This window comes from Cumulibacter manganitolerans, assembly GCF_009602465.1.
In the GTDB taxonomy this organism is placed as follows: domain Bacteria; phylum Actinomycetota; class Actinomycetes; order Mycobacteriales; family Antricoccaceae; genus Cumulibacter; species Cumulibacter manganitolerans.
In genome coordinates this window covers 33,854-49,585 of record NZ_WBKP01000026.1, presented here as the reverse complement: position 1 = coordinate 49,585, position 15,732 = coordinate 33,854, and the positions used below count along the sequence as shown (strand labels likewise).

Here is a 15,732-nt window from a genome sequence, read left to right as displayed (position 1 = left end):
CATCGGCGAGATCTACAACCACTAGGAGGTTCGCGCGAGCACCGACTACCCGTTCGTGTCCGACTCCGAGAGCGAGTCCGCGCTCGCCGCCCAGTGCCGTGGCCTGGCCATCTCGCAGCCGGCGAGACGCGCTCCCCTGCTGGCCTCGCTGGCCGCCTCGCATGCCACCGCGGCGGCGGTGCTCGGATGACCGACGACGCCGCGAGCCTGCAGGCCGCCCTCGCCGCGCAGCACGCGACCATCTGGGCGTACGGCGAGATCGGTGCCGCGGTCGGCGAGGCGCACCGGGCCGCCGTCGAGGACGCCGACGCCACCAACCGGACACGCCGCCAGGCGCTGGAGGACATCCTGCGCTCCCTCGGGCAGGATCCCGCCCCCTCCGAGCCCGGGTACACCCTCCCGGCGCCGGTCACCGACGACGCGTCCGCCCTCGCGCTCGCGGCGAGGCTCGAGGACGCGATGGCGCAGCAGTGGCGGCACTGCTGCGGCCGGGTAGGCAGCACCGCGGTGCGGACGTTCTGCGTCGATGCGCTGGCCGCGACGACGGTGGCCGCGCTGCGCTGGCGACAGGCCGCGGGCGGCGTCGCCCTCCCGCCGGCGTTCCCGGGCATGCCGTGACCCGGGACGTCACCGTGCCGCCGGGGCGCATCGAGGCCTGGTTCCGCGGCTTCGAGGAGCGCAACGGACGGGTCGCGTCGATCACGGCGGCCGACGGGACGACGCAGGTGCGCACCGAGCGCGGCGCGGCCGTGCTGATCACGGACCCCAGGGCCGCCTCGGCCCGGCACGTCGCCGAGCTGACGGCCCTGCTGCTGCCCCGCGAGTCGGTCGCCGTCGTCCTCGTCCGCCGCGGCGGCTACTCGATCGGCCGCGGCGAGTGCGACGGCAGCACGGCCCGCCTGGAGCGCACCAAGACCGGTACCCGGTACGTGCAGGGGCGGACGGCCGCCGGAGGGCAGAGCCAGCAGCGGTTCGCGCGGCGGCGGGCCAACCAGACCGCGGCCCTGGTCGTCGACGCCGCGCAGGCCGCGCGCGCCGTGCTCGGTGACCGTCCGGCCGCCGTGGACCTGCTGGTCACCGGCGGCGACCCGCAGCTCGTGGAGGACCTCCTGGGTCGCGAGCCGCTGCGCCGGCTGCGCGCCGGTCGGCACGTGCAGGTGGCGACGGGTGAACCGCGTCGAGCGAGCCTGGACGACGCGCTGGACGCGGCGCGTGCGGTCCGGCTGACCGTGACCAACGCCGACCCTGAGGAGGGGCCATGACGCAGATCCCGGCCGCGGAGCGGTGCGCCGTGCGTTCGCTGGCGGTGCACGAGCCGATGGCGGGCACCGCCGATCACGTGCGCGCCGGCTATCTGATGATCGAGGACCCGGGGCCGTGGGGGCGCGGCGGCATCACCGACTGCGGCCTGGGCGAGCGCGGCGAGCGGCTCAGCGCCGCCGCGAAGCGGGCCGGCGTCAAGGCTCTGGTGTTCCGCGCGCCGCACCGCGCGGGCCGCGCGATCACCGGGCGGCGGGTGTTCGCGGTGACGCACGGGCACCGCCCGCGGGTGGTGGGCGCGCGCGTCACCGACGACCGCGAGCTGGACCACCTGGACCTCTCGGCGTACGACGGCGACCTGGCGGAGGTCCACACGACGGCGGTCGAGGTCGCCCGGCCGCTGCTGTTCGTGTGCACACACGCCAGACGCGACCAGTGCTGCGCGATCGAGGGGCGCCCGCTCGCGCAGGCGCTGCAGCGCGAGCAACCCGGCCAGGTCTTCGAGTGCAGCCACCTCGGGGGCCATCGCTTCGCGCCAACCGCCCTGATGCTCCCCGCGGGAGCGGTGTACGGACGGCTCGACGCCCGGACCGCGCGACGCGCGCTGCGCCTGGCGGCGCGCGGCGAGGTCGTCGTCGAGGCGCTGCGCGGCCTCAGCCACCTCCCGGCGCGGGCACAGTCCGCCGACATCGCGCTGCGCCGGCAGCTCGGCGCGCCGGACGTGGACGCGGTGCGCCTCGTCGGCGCCGACCCGACCGGCGGCGTGCTCCTGGATGCCGCCGGCACGCGGTGGCGCGCCGAGGTCGTCGAGCGCCGCAACCCGCCGCGTCCGGCCTCCTGCGGCAAGGAGCCGTCCCCGTCCGAGTCGTTCGTCACGCTCGGCGTGCGGCCGGCCGACTAGGGCTCAGAACAGCACGACCATCTGCTCGGCCACCGCACGGAAGCCGCACCGCTCGTACGCGTGCCGCGCCGGGGTGTTGTAGTCGTTCACCGCGAGGCTGATGCGCCGCACCCCGCACTTTCGCGCGAGGGACAGCACCGCCGCCGTGCCGGCGGTACCGATCCCCCGGCCGCGCAGGTCCGGGTGCACCCACACGCCCTGCAGCTGGGCGCACCGGGGCGTGGTGGCGCCGAGCTCCGCCTTGAACACGACCTGGTCGCCGTCCGTGCGCAGGAACGCGACGCCGTCCTCGATGAGCTCCATCGCGCGCCGGCGGTACGACGCACCGCCGTCGTGCGCGGTCGGCGAGCTGCCGATCTCCTCCAGGTACATCTCCACCGACGCGGCGAAGAACGAGCCGAGGTCGGCCGGCAGCGCCCGCCGTACGGCGGGGTCGGGGGTGACCCGACAGGGGCCCTCGTCCACCATCACGATCTGCCGGTCCCGCACGGCACGAGCCGGTCCCCAGGCGGGGCGCAGGGCCTCCCAGAGCACCGCGGTGGCCGGCAGCCGGCCGACGATCGACGAGCACCGCCGTCCCTCCGCGATCGCCAGGTCCGCGAACGCGCGCGCGGCCTGCTCGTCGGCGTTGACCGGCAGCAGGTTGGCGCCGGAGTAGCAGACCGCGTCGCCGTGCATCCACAGCCGGCCCGAGCGCAGCGCGTGCGGGCCCGCCGGGTACAGCACCGCGCCGACCGCGCACGCTTCCACCGGGTGCCGCTCGATCACGCGCAGCACCCGATCGAAGTCCTCGGCCCGGGCGGTCCGCGCCTGCTCCACTACGAGACGCTGACGCTGGGCTCGCCCTCGGCGTCGACGCCCATGTCGTCGGCTATCCGCATCGCTTCCTCGATCAGCGTCTCGACGATCTGCGACTCCGGGACGGTCTTGATGACCTCGCCCTTGACGAAGATCTGCCCCTTGCCGTTGCCCGAGGCGACGCCGAGGTCGGCCTCGCGGGCCTCCCCCGGGCCGTTGACGACGCAGCCCATGACGGCCACCCGCAGCGGGACCTTCATGCCCTCGAGGCCGGCGGTGACCTGCTCGGCGAGGGTGTAGACGTCGACCTGCGCGCGTCCGCAGGACGGGCAGGAGACGATCTCCAGGCCGCGCTGGCGCAGGTTGAGCGACTCCAGGATCTGCAGCCCGACCTTGACCTCCTCCACCGGCGGCGCGGACAGCGACACGCGGATCGTGTCGCCGATGCCCTGGCTCAGCAGCGCCCCGAACGCGACCGCGGACTTGATGGTGCCCTGGAACGCCGGTCCGGCCTCGGTCACGCCCAGGTGCAGCGGGTAGTCGCACTGCTCGGCCAGCAGCTGGTAGGCGCGCACCATCACGACCGGGTCGTGGTGCTTCACCGAGATCTTGATGTCGCGGAAGTCGTGCTCCTCGAACAGCGAGCACTCCCACAGCGCCGACTCCACCAGCGCCTCGGGCGTGGCCTTGCCGTACTTCTGCAGCAGCCGCTTGTCGAGCGACCCGGCGTTGACGCCGATCCGGATCGGCGTACCGGCCGCCTTCGCGGCCTTCGCGATCTCGCCGACCTTGTCGTCGAACGCCTTGATGTTGCCGGGGTTGACCCGGACGGCGGCGCAGCCGGCCTCGATCGCGGCGAACACGTACTTCGGCTGGAAGTGGATGTCGGCGATGACCGGGATCTGCGACTTCTTGGCGATCGCCGCGAGCGCGTCGGCGTCGTCCTGGCTCGGGACGGCGACGCGGACGATCTGGCACCCGGCCGCCGTCAGCTCGGCGATCTGCTGGAGCGTGGCGTTGATGTCGGCGGTGACGGTCGTCGTCATCGACTGCACGGACACCGGAGCGTCGCCGCCGACCAGTACCCCGCCGACGTCCAGCTGGCGCGACTTGCGCCGCGGCGCGAGGGTGGGCGGCGGCAGCTGCGGCATTCCGAGGTTCACGCTCATGCGCTCAATGCTAGTCCGCCTCGTCGTGCCGGATCCGGCGTGCGCTACTGGTTCAGGGTGATCGGATTGATCACATCGGCCACCAGCAGCAGTCCGGAGAACAGCACGAACACGCCGGCGACGACGTACGCGACCGGCATCACCTTGGCGATGTCGATCGGCCCGGGCGGCAGCTTGCCGCGCACCCGGTAGACGGCGTTGCGCAGCCCCTCCCAGAGCGCGCCGGCGATGTGTCCGCCGTCGAGCGGGTACAGCGGCACCAGGTTGAACAGGAACAGCATCATGTTCAGGCTCGCCAGCAGCGAGAGCAGGTAGGCCACCCGCTCGTTCACCGGCTGCGGCAGCGCGAAGATCTCACCGGACAGCCGGCCGACGCCCACGATGCCGACCGGCCCGTCGGGGTCGCGCTGCTCGCCGGCGAAGGTGGCCCGCACCAGCTGCGGTACGCGCTGCGGCAGCTCGACGATCCGCTCCACGGCCAGGCCGATGAAGCTGCCCACGTAGCCGGGCACCTCGGCGATGGACATCGTCGTCATGGGCGTGGTCGGCGCCAGGCCGAGGTAGCCGACCTCGACGTACTTCTTGGGGTCGGTGTCGGAGGTGACGGTGTTGCGCATCGGCGTCACGGTCAGCGTGACGTCCTCGCCGCCGCGGCGCACGGTGAAGGCGATCGGCTGCTCCGGGCTCTTGCGGATGGCCGACCGCACGCTGGTCCAGTCGGCGACCGGCCGGCCGTTCATCGCGGTGATCGTGTCACCGGCGCGGAAGCCGGCCTCGGCCGCCGGGCTGGCCGGCGGCAGCGCGCAGCCGGTCGCGTCGCCGGCGCACACCTTGCCCTGCGCGTCGACCGGCGTGGTGCAGTCCTTGGCGTCCGTGGTCGACGGCAGCACGCACTCGCTGACCTCCTGCACGGTCAGCGACGGCGTGTGGACGCCGATGGTCGTCAGCACGATGGCGAACAGGATGAACGCCAGGATCAGGTTCTGGATCGGCCCGGCGATCATGGTGATCGCGCGCTGCCACCACGGCTTGCCGAAGAACGTCCGGTTCTCATCCCCCGGCTCGAGCTCGGACGCCGACTGGGCGCGGACCTCGCGGATGAGCCGCGCGAACGGGCCCGTGTCCTGCGGACGGTCGGGCCGCGGCGGCGGGATCATCCCGATGATCCGGATGTAGCCGCCGAGCGGGATCCACTTGATGCCGTGCTCGGTCTCGCCCCTCTTGCGCGACCACATCGTCGGGCCGAAGCCGACCATGAACTGGCTGACGCGCATGCCGAAGCGGCGGGCGGCGACGAAGTGGCCGAGCTCGTGCCACCAGATCGAGAACAGCAGCCCGACGACGAACAGCAGGATGCCCAGGGCGGTCATCATGAGGCGGTGGATCCATCCTTCGTGCGGGCGGCGATCAGCGTGTCGGCGGCGGTGCGGGCGGCGGACTCGAACGCGACGATCGACTCGAGGCTGCGGCCGGGTGCGGCCAGGTCGCGGTCCCCGGCCAGCCGGTCCAGGGTCGCACCGATGACGTCGACCACGTCGAGGTAGCCGATCCGGCCGCCGATGAAGGCCGCCTGGGCCTGCTCGTTGGCGGCGTTGTAGGCAGCGGGCGCGAGACCGCCGATCGACGCGCACCGCCGGGCGAGGCGCACGGCCGGGAAGGCGTCGTCGTCCAAGGGCTCGAACGTCCAGGACTGCGCCGTGCTCCAGTCGAAGGTCGGCTGGGCGCCCGGGACGCGGTGCGGCCACCCGAGCGCGAGGGCGATCGGCATCCGCATGTCCGGCGGCGAGGCCTGCGCGATGGTCGAGCCGTCGGCGTACTCGATCATCGAGTGGATCGTCGACTGCGGGTGCACGACGACCTCGATGTCCTCCGGCGGCACGTCGAACAGCAGGTGCGCCTCGATGAGCTCGAGGCCCTTGTTGACCAGGTTCGCGCTGTTGAGCGTCACGGACGTGCCCATCGCCCAGGTCGGGTGCGCCATCGCCTCCGCGAGGGTCACCTCGGTCAGCTCGGCACGGCTGCGGCCGCGGAACGGGCCGCCGCTGGCGGTCAGGATGAACCGCGCGACCTCGTCGCGCCGTCCGGCGCGCAGGCACTGCGCCATGGCCGAGTGCTCCGAGTCGACCGGCACGATCTGGCCGGGGCGGGCCATGTCGCGCACCCAGGTGCCGCCGGCGACGAGCGACTCCTTGTTGGCCAGCGCGAGGGTGTGCCCGGCCCGCAGGCAGGCCACCGTCGCGGCCAGACCGACCGAGCCGGAGACCGCGTTGAGCACGACGTCGCACGGCCCGGCCGCGAGCTCCGCGGCGACCGTCGGTCCGGCGAGCACCTTCGGGATGCTCGGCAGCCCCCGCCGGGACGCCTCGGCCTTCAGGTGCAGGATGACGTCCTCGGCGGTGGTGGCGCGCGCGACACCCACCGTCTCGACGCCCAGGTCGAGCGCCTGCTGCGCCAGCAGCTGCGGAGCCCCGCCGCCGGCGGCGAGCGCCCGGACGGCGAAGCGATCGCGATTGCGGCGGACGACGTCGATGGCCTGGGTGCCGATCGAGCCGGTCGAGCCGAGGATCACGATGCTGCGCTGCGAGGTCACGCAGGCGATTGTCCCTCATCCGCGGCGACGCCGCCGTGAGGGCCGTGCTCAGCCGCCGAGGCCGTAGGCGTGCCCGGCCACGACCGTGAGCACCAGCCGCTGCTCGGCCACCATCGCCCGCCGGTAGTCGTCCCAGTCCGGATGCTCCCCGGCGATGTCCCGGTACAGCGCGACCAGCTGCTCGGAGCCGGGGTCGCCGGGCTGCGTCGTCACCGGGCCGAGCGACGCGTCACCGTCGGCCACCGCGTAGACCCACGGGCTGTCGTCCTGGACGAGGAGGGTGGCCCGCGGGTCGCGGCGCAGGTTCTTGGTCTTGGCGCGGCCGTCGGTGACCGAGATCCGGAAGGTCGCGGTCGGTGCGTCGTACGCGTAGGACACCTGGGAGAGCTGCGGACGACCGTCGCGGCGGATGGTCGCCAGGGTGGCCAGCCGGTTCGACTCGAAGACCTTGCTGAGCTGCGGGGCGATCGTCATCGCATCACGGTAGGTCGCCGCGCCGACCGCTGACAAGCACGGCCCGCGCGGCTCTCGGCGGCACGGGCGGCCGGCGCTAGCCGGTGATCAGCGGCGCGAGCGTCTCCCCGAGCAGCCGCACCCGGCCCTCGACGTGCCCGTTGGCCGGGAGGTTCACCGTGACGCCGTCCACCCCGGTCGCGAGGATCTTCTCGTACGCCGCCGCCACGGTGGCGGGGTCGCCGGCGATCATCCCGCCGCGGCGGGCGGCGAGCTCCGGGATGCCGGAGACCGCGGCGTCCAGCTCGTGCTCGGCCTCCTCGCGGGTCGGCGCGATGCAGGCGCTGGTCTGGTAGGTCACGGTGATCTCACCGCGATCGCGGCCCAGGCGGGCGCAGTGCTCGTCGAGCGCCGCGAGCTTGCGGGGGATCTCGTCGATGCCGCAGATGATGTTCGACTCGTCGGCGTACTGCGCGGCCATCCGCAGCGTCTTGCGTTCGCCGGCACCGCCGATCATCACCGGGATCCGGCCGACCGGAGGCGGCGAGTTGACCGCGTCACGCACCCGGTACCACCGGCCCTCGAGGGTCGGCCGCTCGCCGCGCAGCATCCCGATGACGATCTGCAGCGCCTCCTCGAGCCGCTCGAACCGGTCGGTGAAGGTGCCGAACTCGAAGCCGAGCGAGTCGTGCTCCAGCTCGTACCAGCCGGCGCCGATGCCGAGCTGGGCGCGCCCGCCGGAGACCACGTCGAGCGCGGTGACGGTCTTCGCCAGCAGCGCGGGGTTGCGGTACGTGTTGCCGGTGACCAGGGCCGACAGCCGAACACGCCGGGTGTGCTGCGCCAGCGCGGACAGCAGCGTGTAGCACTCGAGCATCGCGTTCTGCGGGGACCCGAGCATGGGCAGCTGATAGAAGTGGTCCATCACCAGCACGGTGTCGAAGCCGCTGGTGTCCGCCTCGACGGCCTGCCGCCGCACGGTGTCGAACAGTGCCGCGCCGTCGGTGTCGGGGTAGGTGAAGTTCGGGATCTGGTATCCGAGTCGGGTCATGGGCTCAACGTAGCGACGAGGGTGTCAGGTCGGTGTGCCGTCGCCGGCGGTCCGCGTGCGGCATACTGCCCGGGTGAGCACGGCAGCGGACTCCCCCACGCGTGCCCCGCTGGCCGTCGCGGCGGCGGCCTTCGTGAGCAGCCTCGATCGCTTCGCCACCGGGCCGATGATCGTGCTGATCGCGGCGGATCTGCACACCAGCCTGGCCGTCGCGGCCACCTTCGTCGCCGGCGGCTACTTCCTCGCCTACGGGGTGTTCCAGCCGGTATGGGGACTGCTCAGCGACCACATCGGGCGCAGCCGCACCATGCTGCTGACGCTGGTGATCGCCGGCGTGGCCGGCCTGGTGTCGGCGTTCTCGCCGAGCATCACGCTGCTCGCCGTGGCCCGTACCGTCGCGGGGGCCTGCTTCGGCGCGATCGCCCCGGCGTCCATCACCTTCGTCGGCGACACGGTCGGCCCGGCGCATCGCCAGCGCGCCCTCTCGGACCTGCTGGCCGTGACGGCCACCGGGGTCGCCGTCTCGACCGCCCTCGCCGGGTGGCTCGCCCACCTGGTGAGCTGGCGGGCGGTGTTCGGGCTCACCGCGGTCGTCGCCGGGCTCTGCGCGCTGGGCCTGCGCGGCATCTCCGAGCCGCGGCGCGGCGGCGTCAGCGGCATCGCGGCCCATCTCGGCGTCGTCCTGCGCGACCGCTGGGCGCTCCTGGTCTTCGCGCTCGCGTTCGTCGAGGGCGGCGTCGTCCTCGGGATGCTGACCTACCTGCCGGCCGCGCTCTCGACGACCCGTGGCGTGGACGCCGGGGCGGCGGGCCTGGCGGTGGCCGCCTACGGCGTCGGCGCGCTGGGCTTCTCGCGGCTGGTGAGCAGGCTGACCGGTCACCGCCCGATGTGGCTGCTCGGCGCGGTCGGCGGCACCGCGATGCTGCTCGCCTTCGCGGCGGTCACCGCCACGATCACCCTGGTCACGGTGATCGCCGGCGCGCTGCTGCTCGGCTGCGGCTGGGCCTTCCTGCACTCCTCCCTGCAGACCTGGGCGGTGAGCGTCGTGCCGGCCGCGCGCGGGACGGCGGTCGCGCTGTTCGCCGCGAGCCTGTTCGTCGGCAGCTCGCTGTCGACGGCCCTCGCCGCACCGTACGCCGGCGCCGGCCGCTTCACCCTGGTATTCGCCGTCGCGGGCGCGGTCGCGGTGCCGCTCACGGCGGCCGCCGCCCTCGGGATGCGCCGGTACGCGGCGCGCCGGTAGCCGGCGTCCCGCCCTGCTCCGGTTCGGTAGGGTGCGGCTCGGGATCGTCAGCGGCGGTAATCGCCTTCCGGAACGGCGGGGTATGACTCAATCGACCACGAGCACGACCACGGCGGGACCTGCGCTGAGTGACTATCTGCAGTTCGCCGCGCTGCCGATCATCTGGGGATCGTCGTTCCTGTTCATCAAGGTGGCGCTCGGCGGCCTGAGCCCGGTCCAGGTCGCGTGGGGCCGCGCCGTCCTCGGCGGGACGACGCTGGTGCTCATCGCGCTGGTGACCCGCCGCCGGTGGCCGCGCGACCGCGGCCTCTGGCTGGAGATGGTGCCGGTGTCGCTGCTGCTCACCGTCGCGCCGTTCTTCCTGATCAGCTGGGGCGGTCAGTTCATCGGCTCGGGTCTGATGAGCATCTTCAACGCGACCACGCCGCTGTGGACGATGCTGATCGCGATCGCCGCGCTCCCGCAGGAGCGGCCCACCGGACGCAAGTACGTCGCGCTGGCGCTCGGCTTCGTCGGCGTGCTCGTGCTGCTGAACCCGTGGTCGATCACCGGCGCGAGCAGCCTGCTCGGCCAGGTCGCGAGCCTGGGCGCCGCCGCGTGCTACGGCGCCGGCTACGTGATGCTGCGCCGGGTGATCGCCAAGCACGACATCTCGCCGATCACCCTGGCGGCCATGCAGGTCGGCATCGGCGGCCTGCTGTTCGTCCTGGCGACGCCCTGGGTCGCGATGACCCGGCGGCCCGAGCTGACGCCGTCGGTGGTGGTGTGCATCCTGCTGCTGGGCTGCATCGGCACCGGCGTCGCCTACATCCTGAACAACAACGTGGTGCGCTCGATGGGCGCGACGACCGCGTCGATGGTCACCTACCTCAACCCGATCGTGGGCGTGACGCTCGGCGTGATCGTGCTGGCCGAGTCGGTGCACTGGAACGAGCCCCTCGGCGCGCTGCTGGTCATCGGCGGCATCCTTCTCGGCCAGCAGGGCGCGACGCCGCGGCCACGGACGGCCCCCCAGGCGGCCGAGGACTAGCCGCCGACCGCACGACCCGGTGGCCGGACGCCGCCCGGCCCCGCGAGACGGCACAATGACGCCCGTGGAGATCCAGTCACGCGAGCAGCTGGCGGACCTGCTCGCGGCGTACGACGGGCCGCTCGGCGAGGTCCGGCTGCAGGGCGTCACCGTCGAGGCCGGCGACCCGATCGTCGCCGAGCTGCGCAAGCGCGACGTGCGCGGGCTGCTGGTGCTCGGCGGCAGTCTCGCGCCGGACGCCGAGGCCGCGCTGCGGCGGCACGGCGCGCTGCTGTTCCCGTCCAACCCGGCGGTCCCCTTCGACCCGTACCGCACCGCCCTCTACTCGCCGGACGAGCTGTACGACGGCCTGGCCGACGGCTACGGGGCGACCCCGGACGCCCGGTGCTACCGGTGGTCGCAGGCCGCCGGCGGCCGGCACGACATCCAGCACAACGTGTACGCGGCGCTGCACGACACGTCGATCACCGACGCGCTGGACGAGGTGCTGCGCGCGTCGCACCCCCGCCCGGTCGCGGTGATGGGCGGTCACGCCATCGCCCGCGGGACCGCGGGGTACGCCGAGGCCGCCCGGCTGGGCCGGCTGCTCGCCGAGCGGTTCTGCGTGGTCTCCGGCGGCGGCCCCGGCGCGATGGAGGCGGTGAACCTCGGCGCGGCGACGTACGGCGCCCCCGAGTCGGTGCTGGACGACGCGCTGCGGCTCGTGTCCGCGGTGGTGCCGTTCACCGACGTCGCGGAGTGGGCGCGCGCCGGGTTCGCCGCGCGGGAGGCGATCGCCGAGGCGGGCGCCGGCGGCCTGCGCTCCCTCGGCGTGCCGACCTGGTACTACGGCCACGAGCCGCCGAACGTGTTCGCGCAGCTGGTCGCCAAGTACTTCTCCAACGCGATCCGCGAGGACATCCTGCTGGCGCAGGCCGAGGGCCTGGTGGTGCTGCCGGGGGCCGCGGGCACCGTCCAGGAGATCTTCCAGGCGACCGTGCGCAACTACTACTCGCTCGGTCAGCTGGTGCCCACGGTGCTCGTCGGCACGCACTTTTGGACCCGCACCCTCCCGGCCTGGCCGCTGCTGCGCAGCCTCGGCGCCGGTCGCGCGATGGACGGCGCGTTGCACCTGGTCGACTCGGTCGAGGACGCCGCGGCCGCCATCGCCGCCCGCGCGTCGTCCCTCGGGCCCGGCTGAGGCGCACCGGTGGCCGGGCCCGAGGCGTCGGCCTCCGCAACGCCGTGGATCGCGCTCGCGGCACGCCGCGGACCTGGCTCGCGCCGGCAGGGCGCTCGATGGAAGAATGACCGCAGACATTTCTACGAGGAGGTTCCGGTGGCGCGCACCAGCACCGATCACGAGTTGGTCCATCACGGCACGGCGCATCCGGCCCGGACGCGGGCCGCGGTCCAGCTCGCCGACGACGACCCCCGCATCTGGGGCTGGCATCACGAGGGAAACGGCTCGACGTCCCGCAAGGCGGGCATCGTCGTCGCGCTGATCCTGCTCGCAATGCTGTTCGGCAACCATCGCGGCAAGGTCGAGGACCTGTGGCTCGTCGCCGTGGCCGGGATCCTGGTGCTCATGCTCCTGGTGAGCATCGGCAACCGCCGCAAGTCCACCTGGCGCAAGTAGCCGTGGCCGCCTCACCGGCGGCCACGAAGCAATTCTGCGGTGCAGTGGAACACGCTATCGGCCCGATAGCGTGTCCTACTGCACCGCAGAAGGTTGTCGGGACTAGGCGCGCCGCGCCATCGCGATCAGCTCGAGGGTCTGCGCCACCGCGACCTGCCGGTAGCCGCCCTGCTCCTCGGCGAACGACAGGCTGAGGATCTGCTCGGCAGTGGGCGCCTGGCCCCCGGCGAACGCCGCGCGCAGCTGCTCCATGGCCTGGTCGACCTCGGCGGTCGCGAACCCGAGCACGGCCCGGCTCACCCGCGGGAAGCGGTCGGCGTAGTGCGGAGGGGCGCCCATGTCGAGCACCGAGCCCTCCTCGCGGCCGGTCGGGATGTCCTCCTCGTGCAGGCTGGACTCCATCGCCTGGATGCGGGTGCGCATCTCCTTCAGCCAGGCATCGACCTGGTCCTCGTCGTACGCCGAGGAACCACGGGCCTCGTCGAACAGCGGCATCGCCAGCTCGTGCGAGGACATCCCGTCGTGGGTGCGGTCCTCGTTCACGCGGCGCAGCACGCGGTCGACGAAGGTGTCGACCGCGGTGCACTCGTAGCCCTTGCGGCCGAGCTTGAGGGTGCTGAACTCCGGGCGTGGTTCTGCCACTTACTTGTCCTCCAATGCGGCGAGCTGCCCGCAGGCGCCGTCGATCTCGCGCCCGCGGGTGTCTCGTACGGTGGTGGTGATGCCGCCGGCGATCAGCCGGCGGACGAACTCCCGCTCGACCGGCTTGGGACTGGCGTCCCACTTCGAGCCGGGGGTCGGGTTGAGCGGGATCAGGTTGACGTGCACCCACGGGAAGTCGCCGCGGCGACGCAGCTGCTTGGCCAGCAGATCGGCGCGCCACGGCTGGTCGTTCACGTCGCGGATCAGCGCGTATTCGATCGACACCCGCCGCCCGGTGCTCTTGGCGTAGCCCCAGGCGGCATCGAGGACCTCGTCGACCTTGAACCGGTTGTTGATCGGCACGAGGGTGTCGCGCAATTCGTCGTCGGGGGTGTGCAGCGACAGCGCGAGCCGCACCTGCATCTTCTCGGCGGTGAGCCGCTCGATGCCGGGCACCAGGCCGACCGTGGACACGGTCACGCCGCGCTGGCTGATGCCGAGGCCGCCGGGTCCGGGCTCGGTGATCCGCCGGACCGCCGCGAGCACCCGGTTGTAGTTGGCCAGCGGCTCGCCCATCCCCATGAACACGATGTTCGACAGCCGCCCGGGGCCGCCCTCGATCTCGCCGTCGCGCATGACGCGCGCGGCGACGACGACCTGGTCGACGATCTCGGCCGTCGAGAGGTTGCGGGTCAGGCCCTGCTGGCCGGTCGCGCAGAACGGGCAGGCCATGCCGCAGCCGGCCTGGCTGGAGATGCACAGCGTGGTGCGATCCGGGTAGCGCATCAGGACCGACTCGACCAGCGCGCCGTCGAAGAGCCGCCACAGCGTCTTGCGGGTCAGGCCCGCGTCGCAGGTCTGGTCGCGGACGTCGGTCAGCAGCTTCGGGAAGAACTCGTCGGCGAGCCGCTGCCGGTCACCGGCGGGCAGATCGGTCAGCTCGGCAGGGTCGCGGGTGAACCGCTCGAAGTAGTGCTTGGAGAGCTGGTTGGCGCGGAACGCCGGGAGGCCGAGGTCGGCGACGGCGGCCCGCCGACCGTCGATGTCGAGGTCGGCGAGGTGGCGCGGCGGCTTCTTCGCGCCCTTGGGCGGGCTGAAGACGAGCGGAAGGGCAGTCATAGACAGTCGATCATCCCACGATCCGGAGCGCGGTGCGACGGATCGGCGGTGTGAGAGCGCCTACCGTGGCGTGGGCCACCAGTCGGCGACCTCGCGGGCCAGCCAGCCGGCCAGCGCCGCGTTCACGGCGACCGGCTTCTCCTGCGCCATCCAGTGACCGCTGTCGACGATGTGCTCGCTCAGCCGGGGACAGGCCTCGCGCATCGGGTCCGCGAGCCGGGAGCGGACGGTCTGGCACACCGCGTCGTACCGCCCGTGCAGGAACAGCACCGGCATCTCCAGGCGCTGGCTGCCGGCGCGGCTGTACGCCGCGTTCGCCTCGTCGTTGACGTACCAGGAGTCCGGGCCGGTGAACCCGTTGCGGCTGAGCGCCCGCACGTAGGTCTGCCTGTCCTCCTCGGTGAGCACGCGCTCGTCCAGCGGCAGGTCGGGGGCCACCGGGCCCTTGAAGAAGCCGCCCGAGCGGCGGGTCATGGCGTTGATCGACGGACGCGTGAGGTGCTCGGGCCGGCCGTGGCGGAAGACGGCCCGGACGGTCGCGTCGACGTCCCGCTCGAAGTCGGCGTGCGCCTGCTCGAAGCTCTCCTCGTAGAACAGGAAGTAGTCCCACTGCCCCGCCGGGTACTCGTCGGCGGGATACAGGTCGCGGTCGACGAGGTCGAGCAGCGTCTCCAGACAGAAGCCCCGGGGCTGGAACGGGACGACGAGGGACGCGACCGCCCGCGTGCGCTCCGGGTGGTGGCCGGCGATGTTCCACACCACCGGCGAGCCCCAGTCGTGGCCCACCCAGACGGCGCGCTGCTCGCCGAGGTGGTCGATCAACTCGATCATGTCGGCGACGATCTCCTCCTGCGCGTACGCCGCGGTGCCTTCCGGGACGCTGGAGCCGCCGTACCCGCGCATGTCCGGCGCCACGCACCGGAAGCCCAGGCCGGCGAGCACCGGCAGGACGTGACGCCACGAGTGCGACAGCTCGGGCCAGCCGTGGCAGAAGATCAGCAGCGGCCCGCCGTCCGGCCCGGCCTGCAGGTAGGCGGTGGTGTGCCGGTCCGTCGTGTGGCTGCGCTGCTCGATCGCGAAGGTCATGCCGCCGACTATCGCCGACGCTGCCCGCGGTGCGCAAACCGCCGTCGTCGCGGGTCAGCCGCCGAAGGACTCCTGCCGCTCGTCGCGAGCCAGCTCGTCGGCCCGCGCGTCGTCGATGCCGTCGGCGATGTCGGCGGCCGACAGCCCGTCGTAGGTCACCAGGGTCCAGCCCTGCCGGGGGTCGCCCTGCAGCTCGACGATCCCGGTGTTGGGCATCGGGTGCCCGGCGATGAACGACGCGTCGGCGCCCAGCGCCCGGCAGCTGGTCCAGATGCGGATGATCGCGCCGTGCGCGACCACCACGGCCGCGTCGCCGAGGCCGGTCACGGCGTCGGCGGCGCGCGCGAGCTGCCGGTCGAACCGGTCGAGGACCTCGTGCCCGGACTCGCCACCGGCGAGCCGGGTGCCGCGGTGGCGGACGTCGCCCCACGAGAAGACGGTGTGCGCGTACTGCTCGAAGGCCTCGTCGTGGGTGGCGCCCTCGAGCGCACCGCCGGAGATCTCGCGGCCGTCCGGGTGCACCTGCACCTCGATGCCGCGCTGGGCGGCCAGCGGTGCCGCGGTCTGCTGCGTGCGGACCAGGTCGGAGGCGTAGATGGCGCCGACCGGCAGGCCGTCCAGGCGCGGCACGAGCCCCTCCGCCTGCCGGCGGCCCAGGTCGGTGAGCGAGTGCCCCGGCGGCGCGGTGTCCAGGATCCGCCCCGCGTTGGCGGTGGTCTCTCCATGCCTGATCAGCAGCAGTCGCATGGCGCCATTATCACCAGGCGGGCGG

18 protein-coding genes are annotated in these 15,732 nt (G+C 73.2%); 8 read left to right on the top strand and 10 right to left on the bottom strand.

What is annotated here, in order from left to right:
• The first annotated feature begins 55 nt into the window (after window positions 1-55).
• The 4 genes from F8A92_RS19210 to F8A92_RS10955 are packed head-to-tail and all read left to right on the top strand — an operon-like array spanning window position 56 to window position 2,161.
• The gene (locus tag F8A92_RS19210; protein WP_267130043.1) at window positions 56-190 is read left to right on the top strand and encodes a hypothetical protein; all 135 of its coding nucleotides are present in this window, start codon (window positions 56-58) and stop codon (window positions 188-190) included.
• A complete protein-coding gene (locus F8A92_RS10965) occupies window positions 187-618 on the top strand; it encodes a DUF4439 domain-containing protein (protein WP_153505198.1) in 432 nt (143 codons plus the stop codon). Before F8A92_RS19210 ends, F8A92_RS10965 begins: the two co-directional genes overlap by 4 nt.
• Window positions 615-1,262 carry an acVLRF1 family peptidyl-tRNA hydrolase gene (locus tag F8A92_RS10960; RefSeq protein ID WP_153505197.1) on the top strand — a complete coding sequence of 216 codons (648 nt, stop codon included), beginning with the start codon at window positions 615-617 and terminating at the stop codon, window positions 1,260-1,262. Before F8A92_RS10965 ends, F8A92_RS10960 begins: the two co-directional genes overlap by 4 nt.
• Window positions 1,259-2,161, top strand: a complete 903-nt coding sequence (locus F8A92_RS10955) for a sucrase ferredoxin (RefSeq protein ID WP_153505196.1) — start codon at window positions 1,259-1,261, stop codon at window positions 2,159-2,161. The genes F8A92_RS10960 and F8A92_RS10955 overlap by 4 nt, the downstream gene beginning before the upstream one ends.
• Window positions 2,162-2,164: 3 nt before the next feature.
• Here F8A92_RS10955 and F8A92_RS10950 read toward each other — a convergent pair whose 3' ends face one another.
• From F8A92_RS10950 to F8A92_RS10925, 6 genes are all read right to left on the bottom strand, one after another.
• The gene (locus F8A92_RS10950; protein ID WP_153505195.1) at window positions 2,165-2,980 is read right to left on the bottom strand and encodes a GNAT family N-acetyltransferase; all 816 of its coding nucleotides are present in this window, start codon (window positions 2,978-2,980) and stop codon (window positions 2,165-2,167) included.
• On the bottom strand, window positions 2,980-4,128 hold the full coding sequence (gene ispG, locus F8A92_RS10945; RefSeq protein ID WP_153505194.1) for a flavodoxin-dependent (E)-4-hydroxy-3-methylbut-2-enyl-diphosphate synthase: 1,149 nt from the start codon (window positions 4,126-4,128) through the stop codon (window positions 2,980-2,982). Before ispG ends, F8A92_RS10950 begins: the two co-directional genes overlap by 1 nt.
• Before the next feature lie 44 nt (window positions 4,129-4,172).
• Window positions 4,173-5,501: a M50 family metallopeptidase gene (locus tag F8A92_RS10940; protein WP_153505193.1), complete on the bottom strand. Its 1,329-nt coding sequence runs from the start codon at window positions 5,499-5,501 to the stop codon at window positions 4,173-4,175.
• A complete protein-coding gene (gene dxr / locus F8A92_RS10935; protein ID WP_153505192.1) occupies window positions 5,498-6,718 on the bottom strand; it encodes a 1-deoxy-D-xylulose-5-phosphate reductoisomerase in 1,221 nt (406 codons plus the stop codon). The genes F8A92_RS10940 and dxr overlap by 4 nt, the downstream gene beginning before the upstream one ends.
• Before the next feature lie 48 nt (window positions 6,719-6,766).
• Window positions 6,767-7,192 carry a PPOX class F420-dependent oxidoreductase gene (locus F8A92_RS10930; RefSeq protein ID WP_153505191.1) on the bottom strand — a complete coding sequence of 142 codons (426 nt, stop codon included), beginning with the start codon at window positions 7,190-7,192 and terminating at the stop codon, window positions 6,767-6,769.
• Window positions 7,193-7,268: 76 nt separating this feature from the next.
• Window positions 7,269-8,222, bottom strand: a complete 954-nt coding sequence (locus F8A92_RS10925; RefSeq protein WP_153505190.1) for an LLM class F420-dependent oxidoreductase — start codon at window positions 8,220-8,222, stop codon at window positions 7,269-7,271.
• Between the two features lie 73 nt (window positions 8,223-8,295).
• Between F8A92_RS10925 and F8A92_RS10920 the strand changes: the two genes are divergently transcribed.
• The 4 genes from F8A92_RS10920 to F8A92_RS10905 all read left to right on the top strand — a co-directional run bounded on the left by F8A92_RS10920 (window position 8,296) and on the right by F8A92_RS10905 (window position 12,113).
• Entirely contained in the window at window positions 8,296-9,465 is a 1,170-nt protein-coding gene (locus F8A92_RS10920; RefSeq protein WP_194291453.1) for an MFS transporter, read from the top strand.
• Window positions 9,466-9,547: 82 nt separating this feature from the next.
• On the top strand, window positions 9,548-10,495 hold the full coding sequence (locus F8A92_RS10915; protein WP_153505188.1) for a DMT family transporter: 948 nt from the start codon (window positions 9,548-9,550) through the stop codon (window positions 10,493-10,495).
• A 64-nt stretch (window positions 10,496-10,559) separates the two neighbouring features.
• Window positions 10,560-11,675 (top strand): LOG family protein, encoded by a 1,116-nt coding sequence (locus F8A92_RS10910; RefSeq protein ID WP_228389375.1) that lies wholly within the window; start codon window positions 10,560-10,562, stop codon window positions 11,673-11,675.
• Window positions 11,676-11,813: 138 nt separating this feature from the next.
• On the top strand, window positions 11,814-12,113 hold the full coding sequence (locus F8A92_RS10905) for a DUF2631 domain-containing protein (protein WP_194291452.1): 300 nt from the start codon (window positions 11,814-11,816) through the stop codon (window positions 12,111-12,113).
• A gap of 102 nt (window positions 12,114-12,215) precedes the next feature.
• Here the strand turns inward: F8A92_RS10905 and F8A92_RS10900 are convergent, their stop codons facing one another.
• From F8A92_RS10900 to F8A92_RS10885, 4 genes are read right to left on the bottom strand one after another with little or no spacing between them, the layout of a single operon-like run.
• Complete coding sequence (locus F8A92_RS10900; protein ID WP_153505185.1) at window positions 12,216-12,755, bottom strand: hypothetical protein; 540 nt, start codon at window positions 12,753-12,755, stop codon at window positions 12,216-12,218.
• A complete protein-coding gene (gene rlmN, locus F8A92_RS10895; RefSeq protein WP_153505184.1) occupies window positions 12,756-13,874 on the bottom strand; it encodes a 23S rRNA (adenine(2503)-C(2))-methyltransferase RlmN in 1,119 nt (372 codons plus the stop codon).
• Window positions 13,875-13,934: 60 nt separating this feature from the next.
• Window positions 13,935-14,960, bottom strand: coding sequence for an alpha/beta fold hydrolase (locus F8A92_RS10890; protein ID WP_153505183.1), 1,026 nt, complete (start codon window positions 14,958-14,960; stop codon window positions 13,935-13,937).
• A gap of 54 nt (window positions 14,961-15,014) precedes the next feature.
• Complete coding sequence (locus F8A92_RS10885) at window positions 15,015-15,707, bottom strand: histidine phosphatase family protein (RefSeq protein ID WP_153505182.1); 693 nt, start codon at window positions 15,705-15,707, stop codon at window positions 15,015-15,017.
• Window positions 15,708-15,732: the final 25 nt, after the last annotated feature.

Coding starts and splice junctions, on each gene's coding strand:
- rlmN (WP_153505184.1), bottom strand. CDS start 13,874: ATGACTGCCCTTCCGCTCGTCTTCAGCCCGCCCAAGGGCGCGAAGAAG.
- F8A92_RS10930 (WP_153505191.1), bottom strand. CDS start 7,192: ATGACGATCGCCCCGCAGCTCAGCAAGGTCTTCGAGTCGAACCGGCTG.
- F8A92_RS10965 (WP_153505198.1), top strand. CDS start 187: ATGACCGACGACGCCGCGAGCCTGCAGGCCGCCCTCGCCGCGCAGCAC.
- ispG (WP_153505194.1), bottom strand. CDS start 4,128: ATGAGCGTGAACCTCGGAATGCCGCAGCTGCCGCCGCCCACCCTCGCG.
- F8A92_RS10885 (WP_153505182.1), bottom strand. CDS start 15,707: ATGCGACTGCTGCTGATCAGGCATGGAGAGACCACCGCCAACGCGGGG.
- F8A92_RS10890 (WP_153505183.1), bottom strand. CDS start 14,960: ATGACCTTCGCGATCGAGCAGCGCAGCCACACGACGGACCGGCACACC.
- F8A92_RS10915 (WP_153505188.1), top strand. CDS start 9,548: ATGACTCAATCGACCACGAGCACGACCACGGCGGGACCTGCGCTGAGT.
- F8A92_RS10955 (WP_153505196.1), top strand. CDS start 1,259: ATGACGCAGATCCCGGCCGCGGAGCGGTGCGCCGTGCGTTCGCTGGCG.
- F8A92_RS10925 (WP_153505190.1), bottom strand. CDS start 8,222: ATGACCCGACTCGGATACCAGATCCCGAACTTCACCTACCCCGACACC.
- F8A92_RS10940 (WP_153505193.1), bottom strand. CDS start 5,501: ATGATGACCGCCCTGGGCATCCTGCTGTTCGTCGTCGGGCTGCTGTTC.